The sequence below is a fragment of the Methanomassiliicoccales archaeon LGM-DZ1 genome (assembly GCA_030168595.1).
GTDB lineage: Archaea > Thermoplasmatota > Thermoplasmata > Methanomassiliicoccales > Methanomethylophilaceae > Methanomethylophilus.
Map to the genome: position 1 here is coordinate 598,643 of CP115556.1, position 22,634 is coordinate 621,276.

General features: G+C 61.9%; 23 protein-coding genes. 14 read left to right on the forward strand and 9 right to left on the reverse strand.

The window, feature by feature from the left end; all coding sequences use genetic code 11:
* Positions 1-123: 123 nt before the first annotated feature.
* Positions 124-1,194 carry an mRNA surveillance protein pelota gene (locus tag O8W32_02775; GenBank protein ID WII09765.1) on the reverse strand — a complete coding sequence of 357 codons (1,071 nt, stop codon included), beginning with the start codon at positions 1,192-1,194 and terminating at the stop codon, positions 124-126.
* A 154-nt stretch (positions 1,195-1,348) separates the two neighbouring features.
* Between O8W32_02775 and O8W32_02780 the strand changes: the two genes are divergently transcribed.
* The 4 genes from O8W32_02780 to carB all read left to right on the forward strand — a co-directional run bounded on the left by O8W32_02780 (position 1,349) and on the right by carB (position 6,320).
* Positions 1,349-1,513, forward strand: a complete 165-nt coding sequence (locus O8W32_02780) for a 4Fe-4S binding protein (protein ID WII09766.1) — start codon at positions 1,349-1,351, stop codon at positions 1,511-1,513.
* A gap of 5 nt (positions 1,514-1,518) precedes the next feature.
* Positions 1,519-1,686 carry a 4Fe-4S binding protein gene (locus O8W32_02785; GenBank protein ID WII09767.1) on the forward strand — a complete coding sequence of 56 codons (168 nt, stop codon included), beginning with the start codon at positions 1,519-1,521 and terminating at the stop codon, positions 1,684-1,686.
* Between the two features lie 342 nt (positions 1,687-2,028).
* Positions 2,029-3,114, forward strand: coding sequence for a glutamine-hydrolyzing carbamoyl-phosphate synthase small subunit (carA, locus tag O8W32_02790; GenBank protein WII09768.1), 1,086 nt, complete (start codon positions 2,029-2,031; stop codon positions 3,112-3,114).
* A complete protein-coding gene (gene carB, locus O8W32_02795; protein WII09769.1) occupies positions 3,111-6,320 on the forward strand; it encodes a carbamoyl-phosphate synthase large subunit in 3,210 nt (1,069 codons plus the stop codon). Before carA ends, carB begins: the two co-directional genes overlap by 4 nt.
* Before the next feature lie 130 nt (positions 6,321-6,450).
* Here carB and O8W32_02800 read toward each other — a convergent pair whose 3' ends face one another.
* The 3 genes from O8W32_02800 to hisC are packed head-to-tail and all read right to left on the reverse strand — an operon-like array spanning position 6,451 to position 8,821.
* Complete coding sequence (locus tag O8W32_02800; protein ID WII09770.1) at positions 6,451-7,164, reverse strand: 1-(5-phosphoribosyl)-5-[(5-phosphoribosylamino)methylideneamino] imidazole-4-carboxamide isomerase; 714 nt, start codon at positions 7,162-7,164, stop codon at positions 6,451-6,453.
* On the reverse strand, positions 7,161-7,760 hold the full coding sequence (gene hisH / locus O8W32_02805) for an imidazole glycerol phosphate synthase subunit HisH (protein ID WII09771.1): 600 nt from the start codon (positions 7,758-7,760) through the stop codon (positions 7,161-7,163). The genes O8W32_02800 and hisH overlap by 4 nt, the downstream gene beginning before the upstream one ends.
* Positions 7,757-8,821 (reverse strand): histidinol-phosphate transaminase, encoded by a 1,065-nt coding sequence (gene hisC / locus O8W32_02810; GenBank protein WII09772.1) that lies wholly within the window; start codon positions 8,819-8,821, stop codon positions 7,757-7,759. The genes hisH and hisC overlap by 4 nt, the downstream gene beginning before the upstream one ends.
* A gap of 241 nt (positions 8,822-9,062) precedes the next feature.
* On the opposite strand from hisC, the gene O8W32_02815 reads away from it, so the two are divergent.
* A complete protein-coding gene (locus O8W32_02815) occupies positions 9,063-9,851 on the forward strand; it encodes a hypothetical protein (GenBank protein ID WII09773.1) in 789 nt (262 codons plus the stop codon).
* A 48-nt stretch (positions 9,852-9,899) separates the two neighbouring features.
* Here the strand turns inward: O8W32_02815 and hisG are convergent, their stop codons facing one another.
* From hisG to O8W32_02830, 3 genes are all read right to left on the reverse strand, one after another.
* Entirely contained in the window at positions 9,900-10,769 is an 870-nt protein-coding gene (hisG, locus tag O8W32_02820; protein ID WII09774.1) for an ATP phosphoribosyltransferase, read from the reverse strand.
* Positions 10,770-10,895: 126 nt separating this feature from the next.
* Positions 10,896-11,960 carry an aspartate-semialdehyde dehydrogenase gene (gene asd, locus O8W32_02825; protein ID WII09775.1) on the reverse strand — a complete coding sequence of 355 codons (1,065 nt, stop codon included), beginning with the start codon at positions 11,958-11,960 and terminating at the stop codon, positions 10,896-10,898.
* 28 nt (positions 11,961-11,988) lie between these two features.
* Positions 11,989-12,276, reverse strand: coding sequence for a chorismate mutase (locus O8W32_02830; GenBank protein ID WII09776.1), 288 nt, complete (start codon positions 12,274-12,276; stop codon positions 11,989-11,991).
* 208 nt (positions 12,277-12,484) lie between these two features.
* On the opposite strand from O8W32_02830, the gene O8W32_02835 reads away from it, so the two are divergent.
* The 5 genes from O8W32_02835 to O8W32_02855 are packed head-to-tail and all read left to right on the forward strand — an operon-like array spanning position 12,485 to position 15,617.
* Complete coding sequence (locus O8W32_02835) at positions 12,485-12,982, forward strand: regulator of amino acid metabolism, contains ACT domain protein (protein WII09777.1); 498 nt, start codon at positions 12,485-12,487, stop codon at positions 12,980-12,982.
* Between the two features lie 54 nt (positions 12,983-13,036).
* Positions 13,037-13,591: an imidazoleglycerol-phosphate dehydratase gene (locus tag O8W32_02840; protein ID WII09778.1), complete on the forward strand. Its 555-nt coding sequence runs from the start codon at positions 13,037-13,039 to the stop codon at positions 13,589-13,591.
* 3 nt (positions 13,592-13,594) lie between these two features.
* Positions 13,595-14,356, forward strand: a complete 762-nt coding sequence (hisF, locus tag O8W32_02845) for an imidazole glycerol phosphate synthase subunit HisF (GenBank protein WII09779.1) — start codon at positions 13,595-13,597, stop codon at positions 14,354-14,356.
* The gene (gene hisIE, locus O8W32_02850) at positions 14,353-14,964 is read left to right on the forward strand and encodes a bifunctional phosphoribosyl-AMP cyclohydrolase/phosphoribosyl-ATP diphosphatase HisIE (protein WII09780.1); all 612 of its coding nucleotides are present in this window, start codon (positions 14,353-14,355) and stop codon (positions 14,962-14,964) included. Before hisF ends, hisIE begins: the two co-directional genes overlap by 4 nt.
* Positions 14,961-15,617: a histidinol phosphate phosphatase domain-containing protein gene (locus O8W32_02855; GenBank protein WII09781.1), complete on the forward strand. Its 657-nt coding sequence runs from the start codon at positions 14,961-14,963 to the stop codon at positions 15,615-15,617. The genes hisIE and O8W32_02855 overlap by 4 nt, the downstream gene beginning before the upstream one ends.
* Positions 15,618-15,674: 57 nt before the next feature.
* Here O8W32_02855 and O8W32_02860 read toward each other — a convergent pair whose 3' ends face one another.
* Complete coding sequence (locus tag O8W32_02860) at positions 15,675-16,814, reverse strand: iron-containing alcohol dehydrogenase (GenBank protein WII09782.1); 1,140 nt, start codon at positions 16,812-16,814, stop codon at positions 15,675-15,677.
* A gap of 57 nt (positions 16,815-16,871) precedes the next feature.
* Positions 16,872-17,051, reverse strand: a complete 180-nt coding sequence (locus O8W32_02865) for a hypothetical protein (GenBank protein WII09783.1) — start codon at positions 17,049-17,051, stop codon at positions 16,872-16,874.
* 86 nt (positions 17,052-17,137) lie between these two features.
* Between O8W32_02865 and mtnP the strand changes: the two genes are divergently transcribed.
* The 4 genes from mtnP (at position 17,138) to O8W32_02885 (ending at position 22,617) form a co-directional block, all read left to right on the forward strand.
* Complete coding sequence (gene mtnP, locus O8W32_02870) at positions 17,138-17,932, forward strand: S-methyl-5'-thioadenosine phosphorylase (GenBank protein WII09784.1); 795 nt, start codon at positions 17,138-17,140, stop codon at positions 17,930-17,932.
* A gap of 123 nt (positions 17,933-18,055) precedes the next feature.
* Positions 18,056-19,288 (forward strand): ATP-binding protein, encoded by a 1,233-nt coding sequence (locus O8W32_02875; GenBank protein ID WII09785.1) that lies wholly within the window; start codon positions 18,056-18,058, stop codon positions 19,286-19,288.
* Between the two features lie 42 nt (positions 19,289-19,330).
* Positions 19,331-21,523 carry a carbamoyltransferase HypF gene (hypF, locus tag O8W32_02880; protein ID WII09786.1) on the forward strand — a complete coding sequence of 731 codons (2,193 nt, stop codon included), beginning with the start codon at positions 19,331-19,333 and terminating at the stop codon, positions 21,521-21,523.
* Between the two features lie 74 nt (positions 21,524-21,597).
* Positions 21,598-22,617, forward strand: coding sequence for a phosphoglycerate mutase (locus O8W32_02885; protein ID WII09787.1), 1,020 nt, complete (start codon positions 21,598-21,600; stop codon positions 22,615-22,617).
* The last annotated feature ends 17 nt before the right edge of the window (positions 22,618-22,634 follow it).

Here is a 22,634-nt window from a genome sequence, read left to right on the forward strand (position 1 = left end):
AAATGATAGCGCAGAAATGAAAATGTTATAGAAATAGTTTAAATATGATGTTCACGAAACATCCAATGCCATCCAACAGAAATCGATGAACGGAAACGTTCTCCGGAGGCCGCAGAATGGACTTTATTGAGGCTGCAGGTCGTAGCGCAGGAGCGCCCCGATGCCGCCGAGGGCCGCAAGCTGCCGGCCGCCCTCATGCTCCTCCGAGACGACGATGACCTTTCCCTTCTGGGACTCCACATCGCGCACGACTCCGTCAAGGTCCTTCTCGCGCAGGACGGAATCCAGGACCAGCAGGGTCTCGACAGCCCCCGCCGATGCGGCCGCTGCGACCTCCGAAGGCCCGTACGCGGCGAGCTTCCCCTTCGATATCCCTGCCATTAATTGCTCCACGGCCTCCATCTCGACTCCCACGCTCGAATCGCGCAGGATCTGGGCGCCCATCCCTCCGCGGATGAGCTCGTTGACCCCGACCATCCCGCTCTGCCCCGTATGCTGCACGTACAGCTGACCGAAGGTCCCCTTGGGGAGCTTCTTGATATCGTCGGCGAGGAGTTCCTTCTCGAAGCCGGGGCCCAGGAGGACCAGCGGCATGTCGGGCGTCGCCACGGCGCTCAGCTTGGAGATGATCTCTCCGTGGTAGTCGAAGGGCTTCCCTTTCTCATCGTACTGCTTGCCGGAGCGCATGGAGCGTACGGTCACGATCTCCTTCAGGCCGGACTGCCTGAGGACGGCGACCGTGGCCTCGTCCTGATCAAGGGAGACGAAAACAATCCTTGGCTTGACGGTGTCCTTGGCGGCCTTCTCCAGCCTCTCCATGTCGGTGGTCTTCCAATGTGCCTTCCTGATACGGAGCGGCTCGCCGGGCTCGATCATCAGAGTGTGATGCTGCCCTATGTCCTGAGGGCCCTCCTCGATGACCCCGAGAAGGCGCATCCTGAGCCCGTCCCCGTCATACTCGATCTTCTCGACGCGCACGCCCAGGGTCATCCTCTTCTTCTCCGCCCTCTCCGCACGGAGCTTGTCGTCCGATTTCTCGTCCCTGCGGACGGTGGACGCGGTCACGAGGTCCCCGGTCCTGATGATGTTATAGAGATGCCAGATATCGTCATCGGTCTCGGGAAGGACCTTCACTTCCCCCTGTCCCGCGTCCTTTCCGAGTATGCGCATGGGCTCCCCTATCGCAGGGTACATGATTAACCTTGGCAGGTCCGAGCGGCGGCGTTTTCGGTCTGGTTAAAACAGACCCATCGTACCGAATCGGTTAAATAGTGTTTAAATGAGCCTAAATTAGGGCCCATTCAACACCCATCATGCCTTTATACCATGTCCTGGGATTTCATTAAACATGCCTACAATCGTAGCTGACAACTGTGTTGCGTGCGGTGCCTGCGCCGACGCTTGCCCCAACGAAGCCATCACCGTCGGAGACATCGCCCAGATCGATGCCGACAAGTGCGTTGACTGCGGAGCCTGCATCGATGCATGCCCCTCTGAGGCCATCACGGAGTGAATGAGATGGCTGCAAAAGTCAACGCTGACAGCTGTGTCGCGTGCGGCGCCTGCGCCGACGCTTGCCCGAACGGGGCCATCACCATCGAGGATGTTGCTGTCGTCGACGCCGACAAGTGCGTCGACTGCGGCGCCTGCGTCGATGCCTGCCCCTCTGAGGCCATCACCGACTGATCGGTGAGAAAACCATCCTGGGGCCTCCGGGCCCCGCTTTTCCATTTTTCGCATTTTTCCGATCCGCTCTTCATCCTGCATCCTGCGATGATGCCGCCGGGCCTACAATCCCCGCCTTCCTGCCCTTTATAGGGATTATAGAAAATTATGAAACATACGTGCGTTAAGCGCATGCCCCGGCCCTGCTTTTACTCCTGTGTCCGAAATGGGATAACGGCTGATTCGGATTTACATAGGAGTTCTAACCATTCAATTTTGTCCATTATCAGACAACGCCTTCGAAGGCTTGTCAGACGCCGCCCCCTTGGATTAAATAGGTTTTCCGACTGTGATTTATTCTCGATGGCAAAGAATTATCTGGTCCTCGAGGACGGAGCAGTGTACGAAGGCGAGGCCTTCGGATACCCCTCCGACGCTTTCGGCGAGGTCGTTTTCGCAACAGGAATGAACGGTTATCAGGAAAGCCTCACCGACCCCTCCTACCAGGGTCAGATTCTCGTGCTCACGTTCCCTCTGATCGGGAACTACGGCATCAACGACGCCTTCAACGAGTCGGACAGGGTCCACGTCAGGGCCCTGGCGGTCAGCGAGTACTGCCGCGAGCCTTCGGACATGTACGGGGGGAAGACCCTCGACGAGTTCCTCAGGGACAACAAGGTCCCCGGGATCTCCGGCATCGACACCCGTGACCTCGTCATCAGGATCAGGCAGCACGGGACCCTCAAAGGCAAGATCACTTCGGATCCGGACGAGGTCCCCGGCCTCGCGGAGAAGCTCAGGCAGGCCCCTATGCCATCCGAGGCCAACCTGGTCGCCGAGGTCGGCTGCAGGGAGATAGAGCGCTTCGACGGCGGAAAGGACCTCACCGTCGGCATGATCGACCTGGGCGAGAAGGGGAGCATCCTCAAGAACCTCCGCGCCCGCTTCAATGTCATAATGTTCCCGTACGACACGCCGGCCGACGTGATAACGGAGAGCGGGGTGAAGGGCGTCCTCATATCCAACGGTCCGGGCGACCCCTCGCAGCCGATGATCCTCAAGCACACTGCGAGGACGGTCAGCGACCTGTCCACTCAGCTCCCGCTGTTCGGGATCTGCTTCGGGAACCAGATAACCGCCCTGGCGCTCGGCGCGAAGACGTACAAGCTCAAGTTCGGCCACCACGGATGCAACCAGCCCGTCATGTACGACGGAAGGGTGTACATCACCAGCCAGAACCACAACTTCGCGGTCGACGAGGCCTCCCTGGCGGGGACCGGCCTGATCGCGGACCAGTTCAATGTCAACGACCGCACGGTGGAGGGGATGAGGCACAAGGACCTCCCCATATTCACGTGCCAGTACCACCCCGAGGCCTCTCCGGGCCCCTGGGACACGACCTTCCTCTTCGATCGCTTCGCCTCCGTGGTCAGGGAGGGACGCCTGTGAGGAAGGATTACAAGAAGCTCCTGGTGATCGGCTCCGGTCCGATCGTCATCGGGCAGGCCGCCGAGTTCGATTTCTCCGGATCCCAGGCGTGCCGCTCGCTCAGGGAGGAAGGCTACAAGACCGTCCTCGTCAACTCGAACCCCGCCACCATACAGACGGACCCCGAGACCGCCGACCGCGTGTACATCGAGCCCCTGCAGGCGGACATCGTCGCGAAGATCATCGAGAAGGAGGGCGTGGACGGCGTCGTCTCGGGCATGGGAGGGCAGACCGCTCTCAACATCAGCTCCGAGCTCGCCGAGAAAGGATACCTCAAGAAGTTCGGCGCCGAGCTGGTCGGCACCCAGCCCGATGCGATCGAGAGATCCGAGGACAGGGAGCTGTTCAAGGAGACCATGGAGAAGATCGGCGAGCCCGTGCCGAAATCGAGGCCCGCCAACTCCCTCGAGGAGGCCCTCGAGGCGGTCAGGGTCATAGGCCAGTATCCGGTCCTCATCAGGCCCGCGTTCACCCTCGGAGGCACCGGGGGCGGCATAGCCTACAACGAGGCGGAACTGAAGGAGATCTGCGCCCGCGGGCTCGCCTACTCCAGGATCCACCAGGTCCTCATCGAGGAGAGCATCCTCGGATGGAAGGAGCTCGAGTACGAGGTCATGAGGGACTCCAAGGACAACTGCGTGATCATCTGCAACATGGAGAACATCGATGCGATGGGCATACACACCGGGGAGTCCATCGTCTGCGCCCCCTGCCTCACACTTTCGGACAGGGACCACCAGAGGTTCAGGACCGCCTCGCTGAAGATCATCCGCGCCCTCGGCATCGAGGGCGGGTGCAACGTCCAGTTCGCCCTGAACCCCAGGACCCACGAGTACCGCGTCATCGAGGTCAACCCCCGTGTCTCGAGGTCCTCCGCCCTGGCCTCCAAGGCCACCGGGTACCCGATCGCCAGGGTCTCCACCAAGATCGCCGTCGGCTACACCCTCGACGAGATCCCCAACCACATCACCGGCAAGACTTTCGCGGCCTTCGAGCCGACCATCGACTACGTCGTGGTCAAGATACCCAGATGGCCTTTCGACAAGTTCCGCACCGTCGACAGGCACCTCGGGACCCAGATGAAGTCCACAGGGGAGACCATGTCCATAGGCAGGACCTTCGAGGAGGCTCTGCTGAAAGGGCTCAGGTCCCTCGAAATCGGCGTCGACGGCCTGGACCCCATCGACATGACCGACAGCGAGATCCACGACGAGTTCAGGCATGCCACCGACAGGCGCATCTTCGCGGTCGGGGAGGCCCTCCGCCGCGGGTGGTCCCCCGCTGACATCGCCAAGGAGACCGACTGGGACGAGTTCTTCGTGAGGAAGGTCGCCAACATAGTTGCCATGGAGAAGCGCCTGCAGTCCGAGCCCCTCACCGACGACCTGCTCAGAGCGGCCAAGAGGATGGGCTTCGCGGACAAGACCATCGCCCGCCTGGTAAAGAAGGAGCATTGGGACATCATGTCCCAGAGGGTCAAGGCCGGCATAATCCCGGTCTACAAGATGGTCGACACCTGCGCCGCCGAGTTCGCGGCCGAGACCCCCTACTTCTACAGCACCTACAACGGAAGGTCCTCCGAGACCAGCTCCGACGGGAAGAAGCGCGTCGTCATCATCGGCGGCGGGCCCATAAGGATCGGCCAGGGGATCGAGTTCGATTACTGCTGCGTGCATGCGGTCAAGGCGCTGCAGGAAGAGGGTATCGAGGCCATCATGATAAACAACAACCCCGAGACCGTCTCCACCGACTACGACATCAGCGACAGGCTGTACTTCGAGCCCCTGGAGCTGGAGGACGTCCTCGAGGTCATCAAGGCCGAGGACGCCGACGGCGTGATATGCCAGTACGGAGGGCAGACCTCGGTCAACCTGGCCATCGACGTCGAGAAGGGCCTCAAGGGGACCCGCACCAAGATCCTCGGCACGACGCCGGATCAGATGGACGTCGCCGAGGACAGGAAGAGGTTCACCGACCTCATGCGCAAGCTCGGCATCAAGCAGCCCAAGTCCGGCACCGCGTTCTCCTACGAAGAAGCGGAGAAGATCGCCGAGGATATCGGCTACCCTGTGCTGGTCAGGCCGTCCTACGTCCTGGGAGGGCGCGGGATGGAGATCGTCTACTCCGCCGACGAGCTCAAGACCTACATGGAGACCGCGGTCAAGGTCTCCAGGCACCACCCGGTCCTCATCGACAAGTACCTCACCGAGGCGATCGAGATCGATGTCGACTCGGTCTGCGACGGCGAGACCGTCTACATCGGCGGGATCATGGAGCACATCGAGTACGCCGGCTGCCACTCCGGAGACGCCACCATGGTGCTGCCGCCGTTCACCCTGCCCCAGAAGACCATCGAGGAGATCGTCAGGATCGACACCGAGGTCGCCCTGGCGCTGAAGATCGTCGGCCTGATGAACCTCCAGCTCGCCTACAAGGACGGCGAGATCTGGATGATCGAGGCCAACCCCAGGGCGTCCAGGACCGTACCGTTCATCTCCAAGGCCACGGGCGTCCCCCTGGCCAAGATCGGCGTCAAATGCATGCTGGGCCATAAGCTGAAGGACATGGGCCTACAGGGATACAGGCCGATCGACCACTATGCCATCAAGGCGTCCGTGTTCCCGTTCCTGAAGCTCCCGGGCGTGGACTCCATCCTCACCCCTGAGATGAAATCCACCGGAGAGGTCATGGGCATCGATGCCGACTTCGACACCGCCGCCTACAAGGCGCTGGTGGCCGCCGGCAACAAGCTCCCGACCGAGGGTGGGGCGTACTTCACCGTCAACGACCAGGACAAGCCCCAGGCCCTGGAGGTCGCGAGGGCCCTGAAGGACATGGGATTCAGGATCTACGCCACCAAGGGAACCTCCACCTACTTCCGCGAGCACGGAGTGGAGAACACGGCCGTGTTCAAGAACAACGAGAACCTGAAGCCCAACGCCATCAGCCTGATGCGCGACGGCGACATCAACATGGTCATCAACACCCCGACCCAGCATTCGGGAGCTGTCAGGGACGGTCACAGGATGAGGCGCCTCGCCGTGGAGCTGGAGATCCCCTTCATGACCACCATCAACGGCGCCAAGGTCGCCGTCGGGGCCATCAGGGTCGCCCGCGAGGACCACATCGGCGTCAAGTGCATGCAGGAGTTCCACGGGCTCAGGTGAAGCCCCGGATCTCCGAGGAGCCTGCGGGGGGCTTTCCCCCGCAGGTCTGCCGCGGGAACTGCCGGTTCCCGAAAAAAACCAGAAAAAGGCGCGATCCGCCTTGATTTTCAATCCGGCAGTCGGGAAGGTATCACGCCTTCCAGGGCGTCTCCCATTCCCAAGGCTTCATCGTGCCCTTGTAGACGGCCATCCCGATGACGGCCGCCTCGGCGCCTGCGGCCGCTCCGGCCTTGATGTCCTCATAGGAGGCGAACCCTCCGGAGAGGATGACCGGGCAGGGGCATTTGCGGACGAACTCGGCGTTGGCCGCGGCGTTCACGCCCTTCCCTTGGCCCTCGACATCGATGTTGGTGTTCAGGACGCCCCTGACAGGCAGCTGCCTGAGGTCCTCGAAGACCTTGTCGATGGACAGGTCGACCTCTTCCTGCCACCCCTTGATCGAGATCTTCCCGCCCTTGGTGTCCATGCCGAGGATGAGCTTCCCGGGGAACTTCCGGGCCATCTCGGCGAACCACTCAGGCTCCTTGATGGCCTTGGTCCCCACGATGACACGGTCTGCCCCGGCGTCGAGGTATTTCGCTATCTGGGACTCCGACCTGATGCCTCCTCCGACCTCGCAGGGGACGCCTGCAGAGGCGATGACTTCGCAGAACGCATCCGAATTGTCGGGCTTCCCGAAGGCCGCATCGAGGTCCACGAGATGGAGGCAGGGCGCCCCCATGGAGACCCAGTGATCCGCCGTCTTGGCGATGTCCGGCAGGATCACCTGCTGGCTTCCTGGCACGCCTCCGACCAGCTGGACCACCTTATGGTCCAGGACATCGACGGCCGGGATGGCGATCATGCCATGTCCTCCGCGAAAGCCTCGAAGTTCTTCAGGAACGCGGCCCCCGCGTCCGAGCTCTTCTCGGGATGGAACTGGGTGGCGACGGTGTTGGCCGTGCGCATGACGGTCGGGAACTCGAACCCCTCATACTCGGTGATGCCTTTGATGACGGACCTGTCCTCCGGATCGCAGTAATAGGAGTGGGCGAAATAGAAGTGGAGGTCCTCCAGGCCCTCGAAGAGGTCGTCCTGGGTCTTCACCAGGTTCCACCCCATGTGGGGGACCGTCTTGGACTTCAGCGCCCTCACGCGGCCGGGGAAGAGCCCGATGCCGGGGCCCTGCCCCTCGTCGCTCCCCGGGAAGAGGATCTGGGCCCCGATGCAGATGCCCAGTGCAGGGACCCCTGCCTCCATCCTCTCCCTTATCGCGTCCCTGTAGGGCAGAAGGCGCTCCATGGTAGCATCGAACGCCCCCACGCCCGGGAGCATGATCGCCGGGGCGTCCAGGAGCTTCGACATATCGGTGACGGGCTCGACCTCGAACCCGGCGATCTCCAGCGCTTTGCGGATGGAATGGATGTTGCCGACCCCGTAGTCGGCGAGAGCGATCCTCATCTGCTCTCCTCTGCGATGATATCCTCCATCGCGTCGGTCATGAGCTTATTCAGCTCCTCGGTGCCGACGGTCGGGCGGACGCAGTTCTCGGTCCTCCTCTTGGTCCCGAAGTCGCGGATGAGGATGCCCCTTTTCTTCATGCCCTCGACCAGCTTGGCGTGGTCTATGGGGGCCCTGGCGAGGATGAAGTTGGCGTCGGACGGGTAGCACTCGAACCCGAGGGACTCCATCTTCTTGGCCAGCTTCGGGCGCTGCTCCTCGACCATGCTGACGCTGCGCTCGACGAACGACCTGTCCTTCAGGGCGGCGATGGCCGCCCCCTCGGAGATGCCGTTGAGCGAGTAAGGCACCTTGACGGAATTGAGCATGTCGGCCACCTTCAGGTTGGAGGCCATGTAGCCCACGCGGAACGCGGCCATAGCGTATGCCTTGGAGAACGTCTTGCAAACGATGAGGTTGTCGAACTCGTCGACCTTGTCGATCATGGTCTTCCTGGCATACTCGCTGTACGCCTCGTCGAGGATTACTATGCCCTCGTGCTTCGAGAGGATCTCCTCGATGTCCTTGGTCCGGAAGCAGTTCCCGGTGGGGTTGTTGGGCGACGGCATGATGAGGACGCCCTTCCTGTCCTCGCCTTTGCCGATCATGGCATCCGGGTCCAGCTGGAAATCCTCGTCCAGCTCGGCCTCCTTCATGATGCCCGACGACAGCTGGGTGAAGTAGCTGTAGAGCGAGTACGAGGGGTACGGCTGGATGACGGAGGTCACGCCGGGCTCCACGAAGGTCGTGAAAGCAGTGTTGATCATCTCGTCGCTGCCGTTCCCGACCACGAAGTTGTCCCTCTTCAGGCCGTAGAGGTCCGCCAGGGCGTCCCTCAGTCCATCGGAATAGGTGTTCGGATAGGTGTTCGTGTTGATCCTGAGGCCCTCGATGTACGCCTCCGCCGCTGGGTTGGAGCCCAGGACGTTGACATTGGTGTCCATCCTGATGGCATTCCCCACGTCGGGGTTATAATAGGTAGTGAGCCCGCGGACGCTCTTCCTCATCATGCTGCGGTCCATGGTAACCACTCGGCCGCATGTCAGCGGCCCTTCGGGACTCTGGATACTCCATTCCGTAATAATGGTTGCGTGCGCGCGCGTCCGTGCGTATATGATAAGAAGAGCAGGCATGAAGAACGCGGCATGGCGGCGCATCCCGATAGGTTACCTGCAGGTTACTGTGTAACATCATAGTTTCTAATTGATACTTATACTTCGCAGGCATACTAGGAATTAGACTGAAACAAGTCGGTGAGAAAAAATGAAGACCCAGAGCATTGAGATGCAGCACGGAGCCATGATCGTGATCGACTGCGGGGACGTCAAGGTCCACGCCTACCAGACCAAGGACCTCATAGATGACGAGGTCATCATCCTCGAGAAGGCCGGGAAGGGAATCGTCGTCGAGATCCCTCCCTTCAAGGAGAACATCGCGGAGCTGGAGCAGTACATCCGCGAGAAGAACATCGACATTCAGGCGAAGCTGGTCTCCTACCACGCGGCGGGATCCTCCTTCCTCCCGGAAGTCCCCTCCTACGCCACCGAGTCCGCCAACTCCTACAACACCAACGGAGGAGGCGCCGCCCTGATCGGAAACTTCACCAAGGCCTTCGGGGATGCGTTCGACAGCGGGATAGTCCTGGGGAAGAACATCCTGAAGGCAGGCAAGACCCAGATCGCCGGGATCGACATGATCGTCAGGCCGAACGACGAAGCTTTCGAGATCGAGCTCCCCGAGATCAAGACGGTCTACATGCACATGCTCGGCCATGACTGCCACTCCATCGTCCCGGGCGCAGCGGCCGCAGAGGCGATGGCAGCGAACCTGCAGGACTACCTGGACCGCGGGTTCGAGACCTTCCTCTCGGCCCACTACGTACCTGAGACCAGGAAGGATGCCGAGACGAAGATCTCCTACCTGAAGGAGACCGAGAAGCTGGCATCGGAATCGAAGGACGCGGCCGAGTTCACGGCGAAGATGAAGGCGGAATTCCCCGGATACTCCGGCGAGAACTACCTGGGAATGACCGCCGGCGCGTTCTTCAGCTGAAACCTTCTGAAAGGAAGGCAGGGGGGCCGTTCGGCCCCCTGGCTCATCTCAGTCCACGAGCCGCTCTATGGGCATGGTGAGAATGCCGCGGGCGCCGATCTTCTTGAGGTCGGCGACGACGCGGTAGCAGCTCTCGTTGCCGACGACGGCCTGGACGGCCACCCAGCCTTCCTTGCCGGCGATGTCCACCACGGTGGGCCCTCCGATGCCGGGGATGATCTTCTCGGCGTCGGGCAGCCTGTCCCTGGGAACATCGGCCATGACGTACTTCTTGCCCTCGGCGCTGATGACGGAGCGGAGAGCGTCCACGATCTCCCCGATCCTGTCGCTCTTGGCAGGATCTGCCATGGCCTTCTCGGAGGCGATGACGCACGCCTGGGACTCCATGATGACCTGCACCTCCTTGAGGCGGTTCATCCTGAGGGTGCTGCCGGTAGCCACAAGATCGGAGATGCAGTCGGAGACTCCCAGCATGGGCATGATCTCCGCCGCCCCCTGCACGAAGACTATGTCGGCCTTGATCCCCTTGGACCTGAAGAACTTCTTGGTGAGCTCCGGGAAGGAGGTGGCCACGCGGATGCCGTCCTTCATGACGCCGCTCTTCGCGATCTCGGAGTCTTCGGGAGCGGCGATGGAGAGCCGGCATCTCCCGTATCCGAGATCGAGTATCTCCTTCACCCTGACGCCGGCCTCGGCGGTGACATCCTGGCCGGTTATGCCGAAATCGACGGCCCCGGAATCCACGAAGATGGGGATGTCCTGCGCACGGATGAGGAAAACCTCCAGCCCGAGGCCCGGGACATTGATGTTGAGCCTGCGCCCCCAGTCGTCCCCCAGGCTGATGCCTGCTTTGGTTATGAGCTCCACGGCCTTCTCGTTGAGCCTCCCCTTGTTCGGAATGGCCATCTTCAGCGTCATTGTATATCGCTTCGCCCATCCCTTCCTTTATTAATTAACTCATCGCAGACGCGATGATCTGGAGTAACCTGCCGGAACGGCCGGAGCGGGGAAGGAAGACCCGCTCCGCCGCGGCCCCGGACAGGATCAGAGAAGGTTCTTCTTATAGGCGTACTCGGCGTTGAGGATGGAACCGCCGGCCCCGCCGCGGAGGGTGTTGTGCGAAACGACCCAGAGCTTGTAGTAGCCGTTGGACTTCCTTATCCTGCCGACGGTGGAGGCCATCCCGCGGGCCCTCTCCGGGGAACCCGCGAAGACATCGTAGATGGGCTGGGGCCTGTTCTCCTCGGTCCTCACGATGACAGGCTGCACCGGGGCCGAGGGGAGCTTCAGCTTCTGGGGCTCGCCGCGGAAGCCCGAGAGGGCCGAGGCGACCTCCTCCAGGGAGGGCTCGTCCCTGAGCTTCAGGGAGAGGGACTCGGTGTGGCCGTCGACGACAGGGACCCTGGCGCAGTTGGCGATGACATCGAAGTCGGCGTACCTGAACTTCCCGTCCCCGTACGTCCCGAGCATCTTCCCGAGCTCGGACTCCATCTTCTCCTCCTCATGGTTGATGAAGGGTATGACGTTGCCCACGATGTCCAGGGACGGCACTCCGGGATAGCCGGCGCCGGAGATGGCCTGGTAAGTGGAGACGAAGACCTGCTCGAGGCCGAAGGCGTCCCTCAGGGCCTTCAGGGGCACGACGATGCCGGTCGAGGAGCAGTTGGCGTTCGTGACGATGTACCCGCCGTCCTTGTAGGTAGGCTGGTCCTTCACGGCGGCGAACTGGTCGGTGTTGACCTCCGGGACGATGATGGGCACGTGCTCGTCCATCCTGTGGGCCCCGGCGTTGGTGTAGACCGCCACTCCGTTCTGCGCGAGCTGGGTCTCGGTCTCGCCCGCGAGCTCGCTGGGTATGCCGGAGAACGCAATCCTGCACGAATCGGCGATGTGCCTGATGTCCATCTTGGAGATCTTCATGTCGAGGGTCTCCTGGCTGTACTCGTGGTCGCGGACCTTCAGGGTGTCCCCGAACCTCTTGCCCTCGGACCTCTCGGAGGCGTAGAGCCCCTCGATCTCGAAATAGGGGTGGCCCTCCAGCATCTGGACGAACCTCTGCCCGATCATGCCCGTGGCGCCTAGAACCGCCACCTTCACTTTTCCGCTCATTTCCTCCCTTCCTTCCGGATGCGCCGGCTCAGTCGCCGTCGTAGATCTTCTTCTGGCGCTCCTTGGAGATGCTCAGGATGACATGCGCGATCTGCTCGGCTTCATCCTCGTTGAGGCTGACCTCCTTGCAGAGGTCCAGGTACCTGGCGACTATCTCCTTCTCCCTCTCATCGTCCCAGTAGCTCTGGCCGCTGCGCTTCTTGGCCTTCGCCAGCTCGTCGGTGATGTCTATGCGGGTGGCTATGAGGTCGATGATCTTGCCGTCGATCTCGGACACCTCGTCCCTGAGTTCCTTCGTAGATGCGGGCGCTTCCATGGAAACCCTCTTACTGATGAACGCGCGCATGAGTCTTTACTTATAAAACCCTCGCTGTGCTCAATCTATACGGTTACTGTTTTCGTATTGCCGATTGAAAGAATCGAATATAAACGAAGAAAATTTACGGATTTCGTATTAATGAACTTATTAGTTCATTAATGCACTGAAAAGATGGTTTAAATCCTATGGGCGCATCTACGGCTTCATGGACCGTATTCAGAAGTATTTCGGACGCCATCCCTCCCAGATGGCAGTCGCAAGGCTGCTGCTGAGCCAGGGGCTCAGCGTTCACGACGGCTACATCTGGTGCGGGGATATCAGGCAGGCGGACACATCCGTCGCCGAGGCCGCCAAGGTAGACCGCAGGGTGGTCCGCTCGGCCGTGGAGAGGATAATGGGCGAACCCGAGCTGCTGGCACTGTACTCCAAGCTCAGATGCATGGTGCTCCTCTCGGACGTCGCGAAGGAGCTGGGATGCTCGGTCATCGAGGTCATCCCCACCGACGAGAAGGTCCCGGGGATAATGTCAGGCATCATGGACATCATCTTCAAGGCCGGGATCAACGTCAAGCAGGCGGTCGTCAGCGAGCCCGCCGACGACGGCCAATCGCATCTGATCCTCATCACCGAGGGCGAGATGCCGGGGACCGTCATATCGGCCGTCCGCGAGAGCTTCGGCGTCGCGAGCGTCATCATCAGATGACGGACGCCCGCGCGCTGTTTTAATAAACAGCACGCGCATCATGCGGTCGATATCATGACGGCTACGTCAAGGAGAGCGGACCTGGAGCGCAGCACCCGCGAGACCGATGTGAAGGTCGGGCTGTGCATCGACGGCACAGGGGAATTCGACGTCAAATGCGACATCCAGTTCCTGAAGCACATGTGCGAGACCCTCGCCAGGTACGCCGACTTCAACCTCACCCTCGAGGCAGGCGGGGACAACGACCACCACGTGATTGAGGACACCGCCATCGCCCTGGGGGAGGCGTTCAAGCGCGCCCTGGGCGACGGGCCCGTCGAGAGGACGGCATCCTGCGTCCTCCCCATGGACGACGCCCTCGTCCTCGTGTCCATTGACCTCGTCGACAGGCCGTACTGCGACGCCGACCTGCCCGATCCCCTCTACATCCACTTCATGAGGAGCTTCGCGATGTCCGCCGGGATCACCCTGCACACCGTGAAGTTCAGGGGGTTCGACGACCACCACGTGATCGAGGCGACGTTCAAGGCTCTCGGCAAATGCCTCAAGAACGCGGTCAGGCCCCGCGACAGGCTCCTGAGCACCAAGAACGCGGTCAAGACGGTGTGAAGCATGCTCGCCAAGAGGGTCATCCCGTGCCTCGATGTGAAGGACGGCAAGGTCGTCAAAGGAACGGAGTTCGTCAACCTGAAGGAGGTCGGGCGCCCGCCCGAGCTCGCCGAGCGGTACTCCAGGCAGGGCGCCGACGAGATCACCTTCCTGGACATCGCCGCCTCCAAGGAATCCCGCGGGACCACGCTCGGCCTCGTGAAGGAGACCGCGGAGCGCGTCTTCGTCCCCCTCACGGTCGGCGGGGGCATCCGCACGGCCGACGATGTGCACAACGCCCTCCTGGCCGGAGCGGACAAGGTCTCCATGAACTCCGCCGCCGTGGCGCACCCGGAGGTCATCTCCGAATCCGCCGAGAGGTTCGGGAGGCAGTGCGTCGTCGTCGCCATCGACGCCAAGCGCACCGGGAGCACCTCTTCCGGGTTCGAGGTGTTCGTCAAAGGCGGCACGGAGCCCACCGGCATCGACGCCCTCGCCTGGGCGGCCGAGGCCGAGGACCGCGGCGCCGGCGAGATACTGCTCACCTCGATCGATGCGGACGGGACCCGCAACGGCTACGACATCCCGCTGACGAAGGCCGTGGTCGAGGAGACGAGCGTCCCCGTGGTCGCTTCCGGAGGATGCGGCGGCATAGACGACATCTACCGGGTGTTCGCCGAGACCGACTGCTCCGCGGCGCTCGCCGCGAGCATATTCCACTACGGGGAATGCACCGTGGACGACGTGCACGAATACCTCCGCGAGAGGGGGATAGAGGTCAGATGACGGAGATTCCGAAGCTGAATTACGATGACAAGGGGCTGGTCCCCGTCATCGTGCAGGACTACAGGACCAACGAGGTCCTCATGCTGGCATATTCGAACGAGGAGGCCGTGAGGCTGATGTACGAGACAGGCTACACCCACTTCTGGAGCCGCAGCAGGCAGAAGATGTGGAAGAAGGGAGAGGAGTCCGGCCACGTGCAGAGGATAAAATCGATCGAGGCCGACTGCGACGCCGACACCCTGCTGGTCAGGGTCGACCAGACCGGCCCCGCCTGCCACACCGGCCACCCCTCCTGCTTCTTCACCACCGTCGAGGGCAGCACGGACGACACCGCCGCCATCATGCCCGAGCTCATCCGCACCATAAAGGACAGGAAGGAGAACCCCTCGGAGGAGAGCTACACCTGCAAGCTCTTCTCCAACGAGAACAAGATGTGCAAGAAGATCGTCGAAGAGGCCGCCGAGGTCATCCTCGCGGTCAGGGACCACGACAAGGAGGAGATCGCGTCGGAGACGGCCGACCTCATCTACCACACCCTGGTGGCCCTGGTGAAGGAAGACGTGGACCTGGGCCTTGTCTATAAAGAGCTCACGGAGAGGCATTCATGAAGCCCAGGGCGGACCTGCATACGCACACCGTCTTCAGCGACGGGGAGCTCATCCCGGCGGAGCTCGTGCGGAGGGCATCAGTGCTAGGACATGACCTCCTGGCCATCACCGACCACGTCGACATGACCAATGTCGAATGGGTGGTGACCAACCTCGTCAAGGCCACGCAGCTGAACAGGGACTACAACATCCGCGTCCTCCCGGGCGTGGAGATCACCCATGTGCCTCCGGCGCTCATCGCCCAGGTCGCGCACGACGCCCGCCGCTTCGGCGCGAAGATTGTCGTGGTGCACGGCGAGACCATCGTCGAACCGGTCGCCCCCGGCACCGACAGGGCGGCCGCGGAGAACCCCGACATCGATGTGCTGGCACATCCCGGGTTCATCACCGCGGAGGAGGCCGACATCGCAAGGGAGAACGGCGTGGCCCTGGAGATCTCCGGGCGCAGCGGCCACAGCTTCACCAACGGGCACGTGTGCAGTATCGCGAGGGCGTCCAAGTGCATGATGGTGGTCGACTCCGACACCCACCAGCCCGAGAACCTCATGGACGACGAAGCGGCGACCAAGATCGCACTCGGAGCCGGCCTCACAGCCGAAGAGGCCGATAAGGCCCTCCACAAAACGCCTTACAAGATCGCCGAAGGCCTCTGAAAAGGGCCCGGCAGGCGCCCCTCCACGGGGCGCCCGGCGCTTCTGTCTTTCTTAATTTTACATCGATTCGCGGTAGATCAGCGAGACCTCTTCCTCTGTCGTGATGGGCTTGGGGTTCCCCAGAAGCCTGGCCTTCGAGACCCTGAAGGCATTGGAGGCCAGCCAGGGGATGTCCTCCTCCGTGAAGCCCTCGTCTGACAGGTAGACGCTCAGCCCGATGCGGTCCAGGAGCATCTCGACCTGCGCGGCGCAGTCCTCGGAGCCTTTCCCGCCCAGGAAGCGGGAGATGACGGCGTACTTCTCGGGCGCGCCTTCGACCGAATGCCTGATGACCGTCGGCGTGAGGGCCGCGAGCCCCCTGCCGTGGACGATGTTCCTCAGACCGCTCAGCGGGTGCTCCAGGCCGTGCGGGGCGGCCAGGCTCGAGACGTAGAACGCCATGCCGACCGCCGAGGCTGCGGCGGTCACGGCGTCCAGGGCCTCCGTGTCATGGATGTCGTCGTTCGCGGCGACGATATTGTCCGTCAGCAGGCGGAGGCATTCCAGCGAGATGGCCTCGGTGACCGGGGAGGCGCCGGGGCTGACATATGATTCCATGCTGTGGCAGAGGGCATCGAAGGTCACCGGAGCGAGGACCGAACGGGGCATCGTCTCCATCAGCGAAGGGTCCACGATCGCGCATCTGGGTATGAGGCAGTCGTCCCTGATCCCGCGCTTGTCCTTCGTTGCAGGGTCTGTCAGAATGGCCGTTCCGTTGCTCTCGCTCCCGGTCCCGCAGGTGGTCGGCACCGCGATTATGGGGAGTGCTGAGTACTCCTGCTCGGAGAACCCTTTCTCCAGGAAATCCTCCACGCGGCCGGGGCTGCAGGCCATGAGGGCGATCCCTTTGGCGCAGTCGATGGGACTCCCGCCGCCGAGGGCGACGACCGTACCGCACCCCTCGGAGCGGGCAAGGGCGGCCCCGTCGGCAACTGCAGTGGTCAGTGGATTGGCCGAGACGCTGTCGAACACGCAGTAGCCGATATGCTCATCATCGAGCTGCCCGAGGACGCGGTCCAGGAGGCCGGTCTTCGCACTGCTCCGGCCGGTCACCACCAGAGCCTTGGCGCCGATCTTGGAGACCTCGCTGCCGACAGTATCTGCCTTCCCCCTACCGAAGACGATGTTGGCAGGAACAGACCAGTGGAAATCCTTCATGAACAGGAATGGGCAGGCGCGTATATCGTTCTGCCCGTCATAAACTCCCAGAAATCGTCAGTCCTTCCCGTCGGTCCCTAGTTCCCGGCGGATCTTCCTGATGAGGTCGTCCATGTAATCCTCGCGCCCCTCATCGCGGAAATCCTCGTCGACGACCATGAGCGCGGCATAGAGCTCCCTCTCGGTGAGCGCCTCCTCCCCGGACTCGGGCTTCTTCTTCCTTTCCGGCTCCGCCATGGTATCATGCACTCGACGCACGGTAAAGGATTAATCACTTTCCCCGACCCAACGGTTATTAGCCATCCGTGCGTTCGCAGGGGCATATGCCAAAGATCGCAATCATCGGCGGTTCCGGGATCTACAACCCGGACAGCTTCGAGCTCATACGGGAAGAGTTCCCGGACACCCCTTACGGGAAGCCCTCAGACCCCATCATGATCGGGAAGATCAACGGCGTGGAGGTCGCGTTCCTCTACCGCCACGGCAAGCAGCACCAGCATCCGCCTTCCTCCGTCCCCTACAGGGCCAACATGTACGCTCTCTGGAAGCTCGGCGTGGAGTATGTGATCTCTGCGTGCGCCGTCGGCTCCCTCAAAGAGGAGTTCCGCCCCGGAGACCTCGTCATCTGCGACCAGGTCATCGACTTCACCCGCGGCAGGAAGCTGACCTACTTCTACGACCAGACGGTGCACATCTCGATGCCGGACCCCTGCTGCCCCTACCTGAACAAGATCTTCGCGGGCGCAGCGGAGGAGATGGGGATCAGGTACCATCTCGGAGGCACCTATGTGTGCATCGAGGGCCCCAGGTTCTCCAGCAGGGCCGAGAGCAGGATGTTCAGGAGCTTCGGCGACCTGGTCGGCATGACAATGATCCCAGAGGTCACCCTCTGCCGCGAGCTTGGCATGTGCTACTGCAGCCTGGCGACCATAACCGACTACGATGCCTGGAAGGACGAGGCCGTCACCATCGACATGGTGAACAAGACCATGGCCGAATGCCTCGACAAGGTCCTCAGGCTCCTCGAGCTCGGCCTCCCCAGGATCGGGAAGTCGGACTGCTGCTGCGCCGAGGCCGCCGAAGGCTGCGGATCGCTCAAGGCCATAGAGAAACAGTGAACAGGGGGCGGCCGGAATGCCGCCTCCGATCGAACATTTCTGATCTGGCACATCCGATTTCGTAAAATTTGGAGTTCAACTCCAAATTTTTCAAACTAAGAAGACCCAGTTTGTAAAAAAAACATGATTCAGAGAACCGTTCGGAAGGCCATCGAAGAAAGCATCCTCCGCAAGCCTGTCACCCTTGTCACAGGCCCGAGGCAGGTAGGCAAGACAACGCTCTGCAAGGCCATAGGGGACGAGCACGGATTCGGATACGTCTCCCTCGCAGATATGGGCAACCGTGAACAGGCGCTCAGCGACCCTGTGATGTTCCTGAAGTCCCACCCAGCGCCGCTGGTGATTGATGAAGTTCAGTATGCGCCCGGGCTCTTTGATGCCTTGGAGGCCGAAGCAGACGGAAGAAAGGCAGAGACTGGTTCCAATGCCGGAATGTATCTGATCATAGGGAGCCAGGTTTACGGCCTTATGAAGGGCGTGACACAATCCATGGCCGGGAGAGTGTCGGTGATCCAGATGTCGCCTCTGAGCCTGAGCGAGACGCTCGGCAGGGAGGAAGTGCCATTCAGGGTGGACTTCGAGAGCGATCTCCGGAGAGCGTCCGAATCGAAACTGTCTGTCGGGGATATCTATGAACGGATCTTCCGCGGCTCGTATCCGGAGCTATGGAACGATAGGACAGAAGATCCCAGGGATTTCTATTCCGACTATGTTTCCGCATATATCGAAAGCGACGCAAGCCAGATAATCAGCGTGAAGGACAAGATCAAATTCCATCAGTTCCTCGAACTGATGGCATCGCTCAGCGGCCAGGAACTGGTCTACAACAGAATATCCAATTCCCTCGGGATCAGCGTCAAGACCGCAGAATCATGGGTAGGAGTGCTCGCTACCGGAGGGATCATAACCCTGCTTGAACCGTACTGTGATAGGTCCAAACTGAAACGCATCGTCCGCCGCCCCAAGATGTATTTCTGCGATACAGGCCTGGCATGCTTCCTGGCAAGGGTTTGCGATCCGGAATCCCTGAGGGCCGGATACCTCAGCGGGCATTTTGTTGAGACCTACATCGTCAATGAAATAATGAAAAGCTGCAAGAATAACCGCGACTTTCCGGGTCTGTACTACTATCGCGACTCGGAGATGAACGAGATAGACCTCATGATCCTCCGCAACGGAACATTCTCCCTCGTTGAATGCAAGGCCGGCATCTCATACGGCGCCGAGGACGTGAAGGCATTCCGGAAGATGAAGAAGTCCGGTTTCAAGATAGGCCATTCATGCATCATCTGCATGACGGACACCGGCTATCCTGTGGCCGAGAATGTTTACGCTCTACCGATAGCATCCATCTGACAGCGGCGGCAACCTAAATACGCGCACCCCAATCACACCGCGATGAGGATCGTCTTCAGAGGCACCGTCCAGGGAGTGGGCTTCCGCCCGGCCGTTTACAGGACGGCGGTCTCCCTCGGCCTGCACGGAAGCGTCCGCAACGACGGCTCCCGCGTGACTGTAGATATAGACCGGGACGATCTTACGGAGAAATTCATCTCCGAGCTGAAGGCCTCCCTCCCCCCGCTCGCCAGGATCGATTCTGTGGAGACCGAGAGGTTCGCCGTGGAAGCCGGTTCGTTCTCGATCGCCGCCTCGGGGGAGGACGGCAGGGACGGCGCTTCCATCCCCACGGACACCGCAATCTGCCCCAAATGCCTGGAGGATATGAGGTCCGGCAGGAGGAAAGGCTACGCCTTCACGTTCTGCACCGACTGCGGGCCCAGGTTCACGACTCTGACCGCGATGCCTTACGACCGCGCCCACACGTCGATGTCCGCATTCCCCATGTGCCCGGAATGCGCCAAAGAGTACTCCGATCCTTCCGACCGCCGCTTCCACCACCAGACGATATGCTGCCCCCGCTGCGGCCCGCAATACAGGCTCGCAGGCGCGGACGGCTCGGAGATCGCCTCGGACGATCCGATAAGGGACTTCGCCGCACGCCTCGACGGCGGAGCGATAGGTGTCGCCGAGAGCTGGGGCGGGATGCACATCTGCTGCACGCTGGCACAGTTGGAGAAGCTCCGCTCGTGGTACCGCCGCCCCCAGAAGCCGTTCGCGATCATGGTGCGCGACATAGAGACTGCGGAGAGGTATTGCAGCCCGACCGACGCGGAAAGGGAGCAGCTCCTGTCCCCGCACCGCCCGATCGTGCTCGTGAAGAAGAAAGAGACCGAGTTCTCCGGACTCATCTCGCCCGGCATCGATACCACCGGGGTGTTCCTGCCCTATACCGGCATGCAGCACCTCCTCTTCGATTCCCTCGGGGCCGACGCCCTGGTCATGACCTCCGCCAACCCGCCGGGGGAGCCTATGGCCACCGATCCGGAAGACGCTTTCCGCCTGGGAGCGGACTGCTACCTCCTGCATAACCAGGCCATCGTCAACCGCGCCGACGATACCGTCCTCCGCATGTGCGGGGACAGCGTGTTCTACATCCGGAAGTCCAGGGGAGCGATACCGTCCTTCTACGAGATCCCCCTGGAAGGCGGTGCGGCCGCCGTGGGGGCGCAGGAGAACCTCGCTGGTGCGGTCGCCTGGAAAGGGCGCATCTATCCGACCCAGTACATCGGGAACGGCGAGAAGTTCGGGGTGGAGGACTATCTCGAGGAGGCCGTCCGCCGGCAGCTGGAGTTCACCGGCTGCGAACCGTCCGTCATCGCGGAAGACATGCACCCGGCATATGCCAACCGCGCTTTCGCGGCCCGCCTGGCCGAGGAATGGGGCGCAGAGGTCACCGATGTGCAGCATCACCATGCGCATGCGGTGTCCCTGATGGCCGATTCCGGGATCTGGGACCATCTCACCGTCCTCGCGCTCGACGGCACCGGGCACGGCGACGACGGGGCGGCCTGGGGAGGCGAGGTCATGTCGTGCACCCTGGGCTCCTACGAACGCCTGGCACATCTGCAGTACCTCCCCCTGATCGGAGGGCAGAAGGCGGTAGAGGACATCCGCAGGCTCAGGCTCGCCGCCGACCTCGCCAACGGCGCTGAGACCGATACGGGATTCTCGGATGCCGAGCTGTCAGTCCTCTCTAAGTTGGCCGGGAGGAGCGTGAGGAGCTCGTCCTTCGGGAGGTTCCTGGACGCTCTGGCATATTCGCTCGAAGTGTGCAGGGCCCGTACCTACGACGGGGAGCCGGCCATGAAGCTGGAACATCTTCTGGCCCGCGGGCATCTGATCGACGGGTTCGGGACGGAGACCGTGAGGGGAGAGATCCAGACAGCGCCGCTGTTCCTCAGGCTCGGAAAGGCGGACCCGGCCGACGAGGCCTATTCCGCCGTGCACGGAGTGCTGGCAGAGATGGTCTCCGCCGCTTCCATGAACGCAGAGGCCGAGGGGGAGGACCGCATAGGCATCACCGGGGGGGTGTCCTACGATGTCCCGATCGTGAAGATGGCGGAAGAGCTCGCGGAGGAGCGCGGCATGAGGCTGATCGTCCATTCCCGCGTCCCGAACGGCGACGGAGGGATCTCGACGGGCCAGGCGGTCTGCGCGCTGGCACGCGCCGGGGAGAGAAGACTGGATTAATTATCCATGCATAACATGGTTTATCTATCTGTGGATTATTGTTCCATCCATACCGCGCCGAGCGCGCGCTACTGGTGATTTCGACGGACAATACGCTCTTCGTTCTTCTCGACGGCATGGAGGATGACCCGTGCCCGGAGCTCGGGGGGAAGAAACCCTACGAGGCCGCGGAAATGCCCTTCATTAGGAAGGCCGCCCCGAACCTGGCATGGACTACCGGCAGGGGATATACCCAGCTGTTCCTGAACGAGTTCTGGACCGGGCACGCCCCTGATCCCTCGACCTCCCGCGCGGCGATCGAGGCCTGCGGGCTCGGGCTGGACATGGGCCACGGAAGGACCGCCTTCCGCATGAGCCCCGCGTTCATCGGGGACGGGACCGTGAAATGGGCCTACGGAGTGGACGACCGCGCCGACGACCTCATGCAGAGCGTGAAGGACAACATGTACCTCCTGGACGACTGCGCCCCGGAGATGAAGTTCTTCGTGCACGGCCGCGCCGTCATCACCCTGGACTACGGGGACTATGTTCCCGAGCCCGGGCCCCAGGCCCCCGTGGACGGCCCCTTCGTGCCGATAGCCGGCCCTATGGGCGAGCTGGTCATGCAGGTGGCCTCGGAGAACGAGGGCCTCACGCTCTATCCCTGGGGCATCGGGAAGGTCGGGCACATCTACCCCGCCTTCCCCTGCGTCAGGAAGATGACCGCTATCTCGGACAGCCCGACCGCCTTGGGAATCGCCGCCATGATCGGGCACAAGACCCAGCTGATCGAGGACATCGACGACAGGTTCCCGGCTGCCCTGAAAGCGCTCAGGGAGGGGAACGTCTTCCTCCACATGGACGAGGTCGATGAGTACAGCCACGAGAAGGACCCCATGAAGAAGAAGCGCATCCTGGAGCACATCGACTCGATGATGTCCGAATACTTCTCGGACTGCAGCAGGATGGTGTTCTTCGTCGACCACGGCACGTCCTGCGTCACCGGCAAGCACATCCTGATGGACGTCCCCTTCAGGACCAGCTTCGAATGCTTCGGGCAGGGCGAGCACGTAGAGCTCCCCGCCCTGGTCCCCAAGCTGATGGGAGGGATGTGAAACGGATTTCGAACTGC